The sequence below is a fragment of the Streptomyces sp. NPDC030222 genome (assembly GCF_055573115.1).
This window is the reverse complement of the sequence record NZ_JBVICA010000026.1, coordinates 15,921-27,955: the sequence shown is the minus strand read 5'-3', so window position 1 is coordinate 27,955 and position 12,035 is coordinate 15,921. Positions and strand designations below refer to the sequence as shown.

At 73.6% G+C, this 12,035-nt stretch carries 9 protein-coding genes; 4 read left to right on the top strand and 5 right to left on the bottom strand.

Going from position 1 to position 12,035, the window contains the following annotated elements; all coding sequences use genetic code 11:
• Positions 1–115: 115 nt before the first annotated feature.
• The gene (locus ACZ4Z5_RS29115) at positions 116–1,537 is read left to right on the top strand and encodes a hypothetical protein (RefSeq protein ID WP_468268128.1); all 1,422 of its coding nucleotides are present in this window, start codon (positions 116–118) and stop codon (positions 1,535–1,537) included.
• A 62-nt stretch (positions 1,538–1,599) separates the two neighbouring features.
• On the opposite strand, the gene ACZ4Z5_RS29110 is transcribed toward ACZ4Z5_RS29115, so the two are convergent.
• The gene (locus ACZ4Z5_RS29110) at positions 1,600–2,508 is read right to left on the bottom strand and encodes a S8 family peptidase (RefSeq protein WP_468268125.1); all 909 of its coding nucleotides are present in this window, start codon (positions 2,506–2,508) and stop codon (positions 1,600–1,602) included.
• Positions 2,509–3,083: 575 nt separating this feature from the next.
• On the opposite strand from ACZ4Z5_RS29110, the gene ACZ4Z5_RS29105 reads away from it, so the two are divergent.
• Positions 3,084–3,461, top strand: a complete 378-nt coding sequence (locus tag ACZ4Z5_RS29105) for a hypothetical protein (RefSeq protein WP_468268122.1) — start codon at positions 3,084–3,086, stop codon at positions 3,459–3,461.
• A gap of 154 nt (positions 3,462–3,615) precedes the next feature.
• Here ACZ4Z5_RS29105 and ACZ4Z5_RS29100 read toward each other — a convergent pair whose 3' ends face one another.
• Positions 3,616–5,199, bottom strand: a complete 1,584-nt coding sequence (locus ACZ4Z5_RS29100) for a glycerol-3-phosphate dehydrogenase/oxidase (RefSeq protein WP_468268119.1) — start codon at positions 5,197–5,199, stop codon at positions 3,616–3,618.
• On the bottom strand, positions 5,196–5,795 hold the full coding sequence (locus tag ACZ4Z5_RS29095) for a TetR/AcrR family transcriptional regulator (RefSeq protein ID WP_468268116.1): 600 nt from the start codon (positions 5,793–5,795) through the stop codon (positions 5,196–5,198). The genes ACZ4Z5_RS29100 and ACZ4Z5_RS29095 overlap by 4 nt, the downstream gene beginning before the upstream one ends.
• A 71-nt stretch (positions 5,796–5,866) precedes the next feature.
• Between ACZ4Z5_RS29095 and ACZ4Z5_RS29090 the strand changes: the two genes are divergently transcribed.
• Entirely contained in the window at positions 5,867–7,462 is a 1,596-nt protein-coding gene (locus ACZ4Z5_RS29090) for an FAD-binding oxidoreductase (RefSeq protein WP_468268113.1), read from the top strand.
• Positions 7,463–7,620: 158 nt separating this feature from the next.
• The gene (locus ACZ4Z5_RS29085) at positions 7,621–8,502 is read left to right on the top strand and encodes a YegS/Rv2252/BmrU family lipid kinase (RefSeq protein WP_468268110.1); all 882 of its coding nucleotides are present in this window, start codon (positions 7,621–7,623) and stop codon (positions 8,500–8,502) included.
• A gap of 79 nt (positions 8,503–8,581) precedes the next feature.
• Here ACZ4Z5_RS29085 and ACZ4Z5_RS29080 read toward each other — a convergent pair whose 3' ends face one another.
• Both ACZ4Z5_RS29080 and ACZ4Z5_RS29075 read right to left on the bottom strand, forming a co-directional pair.
• Positions 8,582–10,951 carry a SpoIIE family protein phosphatase gene (locus ACZ4Z5_RS29080; protein WP_468268107.1) on the bottom strand — a complete coding sequence of 790 codons (2,370 nt, stop codon included), beginning with the start codon at positions 10,949–10,951 and terminating at the stop codon, positions 8,582–8,584.
• A 289-nt stretch (positions 10,952–11,240) separates the two neighbouring features.
• Positions 11,241–11,966 (bottom strand): SAM-dependent methyltransferase, encoded by a 726-nt coding sequence (locus tag ACZ4Z5_RS29075; RefSeq protein ID WP_468268104.1) that lies wholly within the window; start codon positions 11,964–11,966, stop codon positions 11,241–11,243.
• Positions 11,967–12,035 lie beyond the last annotated feature (69 nt).

Genomic DNA, 12,035 nt, shown 5'->3' with positions numbered 1-12,035 from the left:
ACCCCGTGTGATCAGCGGCTCGCGCGACGACGTGCCACCGCACGGGCGACGGGACCCGCGGCACGGCGGTGCATCGCGCACACGCACAAGTCCCGGTTCCACAGCCGCACCGTCCATGCTGTGGCCGGCTGTCGTCGCCGGCGTCTTCACCGTCGTCCAACTGGTCCTGGCGGTGCCCGGTGTGGGACTCGGCTGGGACGAGACCGTGTACGTGAGCCAGGTCGACTCCCAGGCACCGGCCGCGTTCTTCAGCGCACCGCGTGCCCGGGGCGTCACCTTCCTCGTCGCCCCCGTGGCGGCTCTGACCACCTCCACGGAGATGCTCCGCGTCTGTCTGGCCCTGCTGTCCGGCTGCGGACTGTTCCTCGCCCTGTGGGTGTGGCGGCGGCTGCTGCCCGCGCCGGTGCTCGCTGTCGGGGGCGCACTGTTCTCCAGCTTGTGGATCACGGTGTACTACGGACCGCAGGCGATGCCGAACCTCTGGGTCGCCTACGGTGCGCTGATCGCGGTGGGCTGTTTCCTGCGGTTCGTCAGGGACCCCGCCGGCGTCGGGGCGTTGGCCGGTCTGGGCTGCGGGGTGGCGTTCGCAGCGCTGATGCGTCCGACCGACGCCGTGTGGCTGGTCGTGCCGCTCGCCGGGGCGGCGCTGGTGATGCGCACGCAGCGCCGGCTGCTGCTGCTCGTGGTCCTCGCGGCGGGCACGCTGGCCGGCTGTGCCGAGTGGGTCGTCGAGGCGTACGTCCGTTACGACGGGCTCCTCCCCCGGCTGCGGCGGGCCAGTGAGATCCAGGGCCATCTCGGTCTGCACGTCGCCGTCGACGACCACGTGCGGGCGCTGAGCGGCCGTACGCTGTGCCGCCCGTGTGACGTGCCGTGGCGGCATCCCGTCGCCGCCCTCTGGTTCCTCGTGCTGCCGCTGCTGGTCGCGGCCGGTGTACGGGCCGCCGCCCGGACCCGCCACCGCACCGCGGCCGTCGTCCCGACCGTGGTCGGCGTGTCCCTGGCCGTGCCCTATCTGTTCACCGTCGACTACGCGGCTCCGCGGTTCCTGCTGCCGGCGTACGCGTTGCTTGCCCTGCCCGTGGCCCTGTGCCTCGTACGGGCCTGCCGCGGCGGACTGCGCCGACGGCCCGCCGTGGTGTGCCTCGTCGGCGTGGCGGTCGCCGCGCACCTCGTGGTCCAGTACCGGCTGCTCGACGGCGTGACCGGCCGCGCGCGTGCCGACTCACGCGTGCTCACCCGTGTGGCCGCCGAACTGCGCGCCCAGGGCGTCCGTGCGCCCTGCGTGGTCACCGGCGAGGAGGCCGTCCGGGTCGCCTTCCGTACCGGCTGCGCGTCCCGGCAGCCCTCCGGCCACGACACCAGTACGACGTCCGAGGCGCTCGCCGCAGCGGGCCTACGGCAGCCGGTCGTGGTGCTGCTCTCCGGAGGGAGCCGGCCCCCGCCGTACGCCCGCCACTGGCGGGTGGTCCCGCTCCAGGACCTCGGACCGCGGGTGGGCTACCGCGCGCTGCTCTCGCCCACCACGACCCCGTGACCTCCTGGTGACCTCCTGCGGCGGCCCGGTGCCGGGTCGCGCCGCGGGTGGAGGTACGGCCGTCACAGGCCCCCGGTGTACAGCAGCCTGTTGGGCGTCTGGGCGGGCACGCCGGACACCCGGCCGGGGCTCGCCTGCCCGGTGATCCAGTTCCGGACCTGTGCCGGAGTCGCCCTGGGGTGGGCCGACAGGTAGAGGGCGACCGCACCGGAGGCGTGTGGCGCGGCCCAGGAGGTGGCGGTGCCCTCGTTCAGGCCGGTGCCGCCCTCCGCGAACGCCGAGGTGATGTTCTCGCCGGGGGCGTAGAGGTCCACGCAGCGGCCATGGCCGGAGCCCGATCCCTCGCTCTCGTCCCAGTGGCGGTCCCGCGTGGTGGAGGCCGCGACCACGATCGCGTCACGTACGCCGGCCGGGGAGTGCTTGCAGGCGTCGTCACCGTAGTTGCCCGCCGACACGACGGTCGTGACCCCGGAGTCGACCATGCGCTGGACGGCGGCTTCGAGTGCGGTGGAACGCGTCGCGAGGTTGAGGGACATGTTCACCACGGCGGGACGGCGGGCGTGGCGGGTCACCCATTCGACGGCCTTGACGATGGAGGCGTCGGCCCCGGCCGCGGGCGTCGGGCCGACGTCCGCGGGCCTCCCCTTGCTGCCTTCCTCGCATTCGATCGCCTGGACACGCACCACCTTCGCCTTCGGTGCGACACCGTACTTCTTGCCGGCGATGATGCCCGCCACGAACGTTCCGTGCCCGAGGCCGCCGCCGTCGAAGCAGTCACCGTTGTCGGGGCTTCCCACGAAGTCGGCGCCCAGGGAGGCGCGGCCGCCGAACTCCGCATGTCTGATGTCCAGGCCGGTGTCGATCACATAGACGTGCACCCCACTGCCGTCGGCACGGGCGGTGAACGTGCCGTCCAGCGGGCGGTTGCGCTGGTCCAGCCGGTCCAGGTTCCAGGGGACTGCGCGGCGCACGACCGCCCCTCCCGCGGTGCTTCCGGCCGGGCGGGGCCGCTCGGAAGGGGCCGTCGTCGGTGCCGGACCACCGGGGGGCGTGCTGGTGCCGGTGGCCGGCGTGGCACCGCCGGTGGCCGGAGCCGCCGACGCACCGCCCGCCCCGGCCGGGGGCCGGCTGCCCTCCGCGGCGGCCGGTTCCCCCGTCGGCCCGCACCCGGACAGACCGGCCACGGCCATCGTCGCTGCTACCACCATGGCACTGACGCGCATGTGCTTCATCGGGTCCCCCACGTGAACGCGGCGGCCCCCTGCCGCCAACCACACAGACGACCGCCGTCGCAAGTCGGTTGCGGGGCTCGCACGGACACCGGTGGAGGTTCCGGAGGATGCCGTCCGGGTCGGCGAAGGGGTCACGGTCGTCGTCACCGGGATCGACCGTGAACGGCGCACGCACGCCCTCTCCCGGCAGCAGGTCTCCCCCCGGCCTCCGGTGACCGCCCCCTGGGCGTTACCGTCACACGGCGAACGCCCGGCCGGGGGCGAACAGGAAGGGTGGGGCACTTGGTCTTCGAATCGCTCGCCTGTGCCGACGCGTGCAGGGATGCGGCGCGGAGGCGGAGTACCACGGTGTGCAGGCCCTCGTGGGCGGTCGCCTGCGGTGGGACGTGGAGTACTCGTGTCCGGCCTGCGGCCACGGGTTGGCGAGGTGCGGTGGAGAGCTGCCGTCCTTCCTGAGGGAGCGGCTGCTCGCCGAGCACGGGCCTGCGCGGCTGGAGGTGCGGGGGCGGGCCGTGCGGAGAGTGACGGTCATGCGGGTGCTGCGGGCCGAGTGGGGGCTCGAACTCGACCAGGCCGCGGCGGCGCTGCGGGACGTGCTGAGCGGCGGGTGCTCGGGGACGCTTCCCGAGATGGAGCTTCTCGCGCGGGGACTGCGGGAGTCCGGGGTCGACGCGGTGGTCACGCGGCCGTGAAGCGGGAGTCGGGCTCCCGGGACGCATGGGGACTGCAGGTTCGCGGTCGGGCGGACCGGTTCCCGGCGTTCGGCGGCCGTCCCGCCCCTGCGCGACGGGACGACAAGGCGGCGGGAGCGGCCGAGAGGAGCCGAGTGGCCGCTCCCGCCGGGGGTCAGTCGGACGTGGTGCTGCGGAGCAGTGCTTCCTGCGCCGCGTCCTGGGCCTTCGCGCGGTCGTCGGGGACGACACCGATACGGGTACGGCGGTCGAGGATGTCGTCCGCGTCGAGTGCTCCTTCGTGGCGGGCCGCCCAGAGGAGTTCGGCGCCCGTGACGGGGTGGCCGGGGAGCACGGGCTCGGCGAGAGAGGGATCGGCGGTACCGAGGGCGTGGACGGCGGGCGCCTCGGTGCCGTAGCGCTGGACGAGGCGCCGGGGGGCTTGGAGCCCCGACAGGGTCGCCGGCCGGGCGGCGCCGACCAGCGGGAGCGAGATGGTGCGGGACGGGCCTGCCGCCAGCTTCTGCGCGGCCACGGCGGCGTCCACCGCGTCCTCGGCCATGCGCCGGTAGGTGGTGAGCTTGCCGCCCACGACGGTGACGACACCGTCCGCGGAGGTCACCACGGCGTGCCTGCGGGAGATGTCGGCGGTCCTGCCCTGCCCGTCGCCGGCCGCCGGGTCGCTGGTGTCGAGGAGCGGCCGCAGCCCGGCGAAGGCACCGACGACGTGCGAGCGGTGGACGGGGACGTCGAGGGCGGAGCCGAGGACGTCGAGCAGGAAGCCGATGTCGGTCTCCGGCACTTCGGGAACGTCCGGGATGTCGCCGTCGACCGGCTCGTCGGTCAGCCCGACGTAGACGCGGCCGTCGCCCTGGGGCAGGACGAGGACGAAGCGGTTGGTCTCACCCGGGATCGGGATGTGCAGTCCGGCGGAGAGACGGCCGATGTCGTCCGAACGCAGCACCAGGTGGGTGCCGCGCGAGGGCCGCAGCCGGACGTCCTCGACGAGGCCGCCGGCCCAGACCCCTGCGGCGTTGATCACTGCGCGGGCGCGGATCTCCATTTCCTCACCGGTGAGTTCGTCGCGGACGTGGGCGCCGGAGCCGCTGACCGTGAGGGCGCGGGTCCGGGTGAGGATGCGCGCGCCCTGGGCGGCCGCGGTCCGGGCGATGGCGGTGACCAGGCGGGCGTCGTCGCTGAGCTGGCCGTCCCAGGACAGCAGTCCGCCGCGCAGGCCGGACGTACGCAGGGCGGGGGCGAGGTGGCGGGTCTCGACCGCGGAGAGGGTGCGCGGGCCCGGGAGCGTCCTGCGTGATGTGCGGGCGGACGCCCGGAGGAGGTCGCCGGCCCTGAGTCCGGCCCAGGTGAGCGCCGCCTGGCCGCGGGAGACGAGCGGGGTGAGGGGCATCACGAACGGCTGTGCGTGCACCAGGTGGGGGGCGGTGCGCTCCATGAGGATGCCGCGTTCGACGGCGCTTTCGTGGGCGACGTCGAGGTGACCTGAGGCCAGGTAACGCAGACCGCCGTGGATCAGCTTGGAGCTCCAGCGGGAGGTGCCGAAGGCCAGGTCGTGGGCGTCGACGGCGGCGACGGAGAGGCCGCGGGACGCCGCGTCCAGCGCGGCGCCGGCACCGGTCGCACCGAGCCCGACGACCAGGACGTCGACGGACGCCCCGTCGGCGAGCTCTGCCAGTTCCCGCGTGCGGCGCGCGGCGTTCAGGGAGGCGCCGGCGGGGGCCGGGCCGCTCGGGAGGCTCATGGGTGAAGGGTCCTCTCCAGGATGGTCCGCAGCTCCTCCAGAAAGGCGGCGGCGGTGAGGTCGGGGGTGTCCTCGTCGGTCATCGTGCGCAGCGAGAGCGTGAACGACTGGACGACGAGCAGCAGGGACCGGGCCTGCAGCACGGGGTGCGCCCTGCGGATCGAACCGTCCGTGTGGCCGTGTTCCAGGGCGGCGACGAGCAGTTCCAGCAGGGCCTCCTGGCTGGCGCCCCTGCGGTCGAGCATGTACGGCAGCAGCAGTTCCGGATCGACGTCGATGATCTTGTGGAACAGCGGGTGTGCACGGAACGCCCGTACCCCGGCCACGAGGCCGTCGACGAGCCGTGTCCGCGCGGGGGTGTCGGCATCGCTGTCGGGCAGCGCGGCGACGGCGACGGCGACCCATTCGCGGGTCATCAGGTCGCCGACGAGGGTCCGTACGTCCGGCCAGCGCCGGTAGAGCGTCATACGGGAGACACCGGCGCGGCGGGCCACGTCGGTCAGGGTGGTCCGGCGGACGCCGACGGCCAGGACGCAGTCGCGGGCTGCGTCGAGGACCGGATCGCTGTCCGAGTGGTTGTGACGAATGGGCGTCATCTGTCACAGTGTAATGCAGTGAAGCCGGCAGGACACGGCGCCCGCGAAACAACGGTGAGGAAGCAACCCAAGTGGACATGTTGTGGAGCGGCTGGGGAGACCCGGCCGAAGCTGCCCCGCTGCCCGACACGGTGATCGGCCTGCTGCGCGATCTGCTCGGTGTCAAACCCCGCAGCACCGAGACGGCCGTGCTCGGGGACATCGCCGTCCCCGACTCCGCCCTCGCCCCCGAGGTCGTCGAGGCCCTCGCCGACCGCCTCGGCGACATGGCGTACGTGCGCACCGACGCGGAGAGCCGGATCCGGCACACCCGCGGCAAGTCCACGCCCGACCTTCTGCGCATCCGCGCCGGCGAGGTCGACGACATCCCCGCCGCGGTGGTGCTGCCCGCGAGCCACGACGAGATCCTCGCCGTGCTGCGCGTCTGCGCCGGGCACGGCGTGGCGGTCGTCCCGTTCGGCGGCGGCACCTCCGTCGTCGGCGGACTCGCCCCGGAGCGCCACGGCGCGTTCATCGCCCTGGACCTGCGCCGCCTCGACGCCCTGGTGGCCGTCGACGAGGTCTCCCGCACCGCGGTCCTGCAGCCGGGACTGCGCGCCCCGCAGTGCGAGGCGCTCCTCGCCGAGCGCGGCTACACGCTCGGCCACTTCCCGCAGTCGTTCGAGTGGGCGTCCATCGGCGGGTTCGCCGCGGCCCGTTCCAGCGGCCAGGCCTCCGCCGGGTACGGCCGGTTCGACGAGATGGTCCTCGGCCTGACCGTCGCCACCCCCGAGGGCACCCTCGACATCGGCCGTGCACCGCGTTCGGCGGCCGGCCCCGATATGCGGCAGCTGATCCTCGGTTCCGAGGGCGCCTTCGGCGTCATCACCTCGGTGACCGTGCGGATCCGTCCGCTCCCCGAGAAGAAGATCTACGAGGGGTGGAGGTTCCCGTCCTTCGAGGCGGGTGCCGCCGCGCTGCGCCGGGTCGCCCAGGACGGGCCGCGCCCCACCGTGCTCCGGCTCTCCGACGAGACCGAGACGTTCATCGGCCTCGCCCAGCCCGACGCCATCGGCGGTTCCGACGCCCCGCAGCCGGGCGGCTGCATGGCGATCGCCGGGTACGAAGGGACGGCCGAGGACACCGAGAGCCGCCGGGAGCAGGTCGGGGCCGTGCTGCGCGCCTGCGGCGGCGAGCCGGTCGGCGCGGAGCCCGGCGAGCGCTGGGCGCACGGCCGCTACTCCGCCCCCTACCTGCGCGATGCGCTGCTCGACGCCGGCGCGTTCGCGGAGACGCTGGAGACCGCGACGTTCTGGTCCGGCATCCCGGAGCTCTACGGTTCGGTCCGCCAGGCGCTCACCACCGCCCTGACCGAGGCGGGCACCCCGCCGCTGGTCATGTGCCACATCTCCCATGTCTACGAGAACGGTGCGAGTCTGTATTTCACCGTCGTCTCGGCACAGGGGGACGACCCGGTCGAGCACTGGGCACCGGCCAAGCGGGCCGCCAACGACGCGATCATCGCGGCCGGCGGCACCATCAGCCACCACCACGGCGTGGGGACCGACCACCGCGACTGGTACGTGCAGGAAGTCGGGCCGCTCGGTGTCGAGGCCCTCCGGGCCGTCAAGCACCGGCTCGACCCGGCCGGGATCCTCAACCCCGGCATCCTGCTCCCCACCCGCTGACGGGCCCACGCCCCCCGAACGGCACGCCGGCCTCCCCTCGGCCGGCGTGCCACCCTTCCCCCCACCGGGGTGCCGGTACCGTTCCCGGGCCCGGCACCCCGTCATTCATCCGTCGTCCGTCCACAGACCGCCACCCCCTGCCCTCGGAGGCGCATCCCATGCGACAGTTCACCGCCGTCGTCAACCCCACCGCAGGGGGGTCCACCGGCACCGCGGCACTCCTCCCGGTGGCCCGGCTGCTCCGTGAGGCCGGCGCGGAGCTCACCACGGAGTACAGCCGCAGCCTGGAGCACGCCCGGCAGCTGGCCCGGCAGGCCGGCGAGCGCGGGCACGTCGTGCTGGCCGTCGGCGGCGACGGGATAGCGGGCGGCATCGGCGGCGCGCTCAGCGGAACGGACGCGGTGCTCGGGCTCGTCCCGGCCGGCCGCGGCAACGACTTCGCCCGTGCGCTGGAGCTGCCCACCGCCCCCGAGGGGCTCGCCGAGGTGCTGCTCCACGGCAGCCCCAGAGCGGTCGACACCATCGAGATCGAGTCGGCCCACCACCACCGGACCGCGGTCCTCGGCAGCGTCTACGCGGGCGTCGACGCCCTCGCCAACCGGCACGCCAACACCACCAGGCTGCTGCGCGGTGCCGCCTCGTACTACGCGGGCGGACTGCGCGCGGTGGCCACCTGGCGTGCCGTCGACTACCGCATCACGGTGGACGGCGTCCTGCACGAACGCCGCGGCTACACCGTGGTCGCCGCCAACTCCGCCTTCTACGGCTTCGGCCGCCGGATCGCCCCCGGTGCCCGGGTCGACGACGGCGTCCTTGACATCGTCGTGATCCGTGACGCCCCGCGCCGCCTGTTCTTCACGGTGATGAACGAACTGAAGACGGGTGCGCACATCGACCGCCCCGAGGTGGAGGTGCTGCACGGCAAGGAGGTCCGGATCGAGGCGGACCGCGAGATCCCCTACGGCGCGGACGGAGAGGTCGACGCGGTCCTGCCGATGACCGCCAGGGTGCAGCCGGGCGCGCTCAACGTGCTCTGCTGACGTCCGCTCCTCGCCCCCTACCCGCTGCAACCCGCGGCCGGGCCGCCGCGTCCCCGCCGGGTGCCCCGGTGGCCGCGGTTCACGGGAAGGCGTGGGGAGCCGGACCCGGCCCGTCCCGGTCCGGCTCGTCGGCGTCCCCGCTCAGACGCAGGGTGAACCAGATGGTCTTGCCCTGGTCCGTGAGGCGAGTGCCCCAGCTCTCGGAGAGCGCGTCGACGAGGATGAGTCCCCGGCCGGACTCGTCGTCGTTGGACGCGATGCGGGGGTGCGGCAGACGGGGGCTGCCGTCACTGATCTCGACGGTGACCTCGTGGACGCTGCGGCGGACGCGCAGGCGTACCGGTCCGTCGGCGTGACGCACGGCGTTGGTGACGATCTCGGAGGCGAGGAGCCGGGTGTCCTCGGCGATCTCGTCGCACTGCCACTCGGTCAGGACCGCGGCGAGGAACGCCCGGCCGTCGCCGACCGCGGCCGGGGTGGCGGGGAGTTCGGTGGACGCGGTGGCGAGCGGGGCGGCGGGAAGCCTGGCGAGAAGCAGGGTGACGTCGTCGTTGTGTGCCTGGGCGTCGGGTAACAGGCCGGCCAGCACCTGTTCGGCGACGGCCTCCAGGTCGGGTGCGGTCGTGAAGGCCTTCTCCAGCTGCCCGGCGAGCAGAGCGAGCTGTGCCTCGATGTCACTGCCCGGGGTCTCGACCAGTCCGTCGGTGCACAGGACGAGCGTGGAGCCGGGCCGCACCGGGAAGCGGGCCTGCTGGTGGGGGATGTCGCCGACCCCGAGGGGCACGCTCACCGGCGCCTGAAGCATGCCGACGGTGTGCTCGGGGCTGGAGATCAGGACCGGCAGGTGTCCGGCCGAGCAGATGGTCACCTCGCCCTCGTCCGGATCGATGACCAGGTAGCAGCAGGTGACGAGCTGGTCGGGGAGGTCGGCGACGACGGCGTCCAGGGCCTGCATCAGCTGTCGTGGCGGCATGCCGGTCTTGGCCAGCGCGTTGGCCGCGGAACGCAGTTGGCCCATGACCGCGGCGGCCTCCAGCCCGCGGCCCATGACGTCGCCGATCAGGATGCCGACGCGGCCCGCGCCCAGCGGGATGAGGTCGAACCAGTCGCCGCCCACACCCGCCCCCTGGGTGGCGGGGAGGTAGCGGCTGGCGGTGTGCAGGCCGGGAAGGGTGGGCGGGGTTCCCATGAGGCTGCGCTGGAGGGTGAGGGCGACGTGGCGCTGCTGCTCGTACAGCCGCGTGAGTTCGGCCTCGGCCCGCTTGCGGTCGCTGACGTCACGGACGATGGCGCACGCACCGACGACGGTGTCGTCGGAGGCCCGGGTGGGCCAGAGCGTGACGTCCACGTCCAGCAGTTCGCCGCTGCTGGTGACCCGCAGCGTCTCGAAGTGCTCGACCTTCTCGCCCCGGCGCAGGCGTTCCAGCAGTGCGGTGACCTCCTCCTTGCGCTCCTGCGGGGCCAGGACCGACACGTGCCGGCCGATGGCCTCCTCCGCGGTGTAGCCGTAGAGCCGCTGGGCGGCCGCGTTCCAGTAGGTGATGCGTCCTTCCAGGGTCTTGGCGAGGATCGCGTCCTGTGACGACTCGACGAGCGCGGCGAGTTCGTTGATGCGTTCCTCCGCGGCCCTGCGGTCGCTGACGTCGCGGACCGCGGCCGATATGAGGATGCCGTCGGCGGTCTCCAGGGGGCTGAGGCTGATCTCGACCGGGAACTCCCGCCCGTCCTTGCGCAGACCGTAGAGCTGCAGCCCGGCTCCCATGGGGCGTACCTGCCGGTTGGCGGAGTATCCGCTGCGGTGCAGGGGGTGGTGGGCCCGGAACCGCTCGGGCACGAGGACCTCGATGGGATGCTCCAGGAGCTCTTCGCGCCGGTACCCGAACATGGTCTCGGTCTGCGCGTTGACCAGTTTGATCGTCCCCGTGTCGTCGACGATCACCATGGCGTCCGGCGCCGACTCCAGCAGCCCCCGGAACCGCTCCTCGGCAGCCCTGCGGTCGCTGACGTCGCGGACCGCGGCCGATACGAGCAGACCGTCGGCGGTCTCCAGGGGGCTGAGGCTGATCTCGACCGGGAACTCCCGCCCGTCCTTGCACAGTCCGTAGAGGTCGAGGCTGGCGCCCATCGGACGGACGCGCACGTCGTCGGTGTACGCGCGCCGGTGGGCGGGGTGCTGTGCGCGGAAGCGTTCCGGGATCAGCATTTCGATGGGGCGGCCGTAGAGTTCCTCCCGCCGGTGGCCGAACAACGTCTCCGTCTGGGCGTTGACCAGTTTGATCGTCCCCGTGTCGTCGACGATCACCATGGCGTCCGGCGCCGACTCCAGCAGCCCCCGGAACCGGTCCTCCGCCGTACCGGGCCTGGCGCCGTGGCCCGGCACGTCGCAGATACGGCCGTCCGTCCTGCAGACGGGAGACGTCCGTTCCGCCGGTACCCCGACATCGTGCATGCGTGCCCCTTGGCGCCGTGCGTCCGTGGTCCTCGGGCTATCCCAGCAGCGCCGGCCGGGTTCCGGGGGCAGATTTCCCGTTTTGGGCGGCAGCTGGGCGAACCTGTCTGATCCGGGACGGCAACTGCCCGGTACCGGCCCGCTGTCGGGCGCGGCACCAGGGCAACGGGCAGGACCATCCGACGGCCCGCTCTCCGGCATGACACCGAAGCAACGGGCAGGACCATCCGACAGGTCGCTCTCCGGCACAGCACCAAGGCAACGGGCAGGACCATCCGACGGCCGGTGGTCAGCGTGGCGCCGGCTGCGGGAGCCGTCCGACCTTGAGGGTGTTGTCGGTGCGGGTGCCCGGCATCCCGTCGGGTCCGGTCAGGCTCTGCTCGTGCTCGTCGCTCACCAGGACCTCCCACTCGTCGTCCGGGAGGCCGAGGGCCTCGAAGACCTCCTCGGGTGTGGGGAAGTGCATGTCCTTGTGCCGGTCGGGGTCCCAGGAGGGGCCTCCGGCATGCCCGACGACGAGCAGCACCCCTCCCGGGGCGACCGCCTCGGCGGCCCGGCGCAGGATCCGCTCGCGGGGCAGGTCGATCTCGGAGTGGAGGAACTGGGCGGACACCAGGTCGAAGACCCCCGAGGGGAAGGACTCGGCCAGGTCGTGGCGCCGCCATTCGATGCGGTCGGCGACTCCCGCCCGGCGTGCGTGGTCCGCGGCGCGGCCGAGCGCGACACCGGAGACGTCGACCGCGGTGACCCGCCAGCCCTGCCCCGCGAGCCAGACCGCGTCGGCCCCCTCTCCGCACCCCAGGTCCAGGGCGCGGCCCGGTTTCAGCCCGGCCGTCTCCCGGACCAGAGCGGCATTGGGCCTGCCACTCCAGATGCGGTCGCTCGCTCCGTAGCGGGCGTCCCAGAACTCCTCGGCCGGGGCGCCCTTCGCGTCCCCGGTCGTCGCGGCGGCGCCGTGGCACCGCCTCCCGCCCTCGGGGGCGGTGGCCGGAACTCGCCGGTCTTCTGTCGTCATGTCATCGACCTCCGTTCCCGGAGATGTTCGGCGAGGGCCGGACCGCCCGGCAACCGTTCTTGCCGGGAC

Excerpts from the sequence above, each read along its gene's own strand:
- ACZ4Z5_RS29115 (WP_468268128.1), top strand. The coding sequence starts at position 116 with ATGCTGTGGCCGGCTGTCGTCGCCGGCGTCTTCACCGTCGTCCAACTG.
- ACZ4Z5_RS29100 (WP_468268119.1), bottom strand. The coding sequence starts at position 5,199 with ATGAGCCTCCCGAGCGGCCCGGCCCCCGCCGGCGCCTCCCTGAACGCC.
- ACZ4Z5_RS29095 (WP_468268116.1), bottom strand. The coding sequence starts at position 5,795 with ATGACGCCCATTCGTCACAACCACTCGGACAGCGATCCGGTCCTCGAC.
- ACZ4Z5_RS29085 (WP_468268110.1), top strand. The coding sequence starts at position 7,621 with ATGCGACAGTTCACCGCCGTCGTCAACCCCACCGCAGGGGGGTCCACC.
- ACZ4Z5_RS29080 (WP_468268107.1), bottom strand. The coding sequence starts at position 10,951 with ATGCACGATGTCGGGGTACCGGCGGAACGGACGTCTCCCGTCTGCAGG.
- ACZ4Z5_RS29075 (WP_468268104.1), bottom strand. The coding sequence starts at position 11,966 with ATGACGACAGAAGACCGGCGAGTTCCGGCCACCGCCCCCGAGGGCGGG.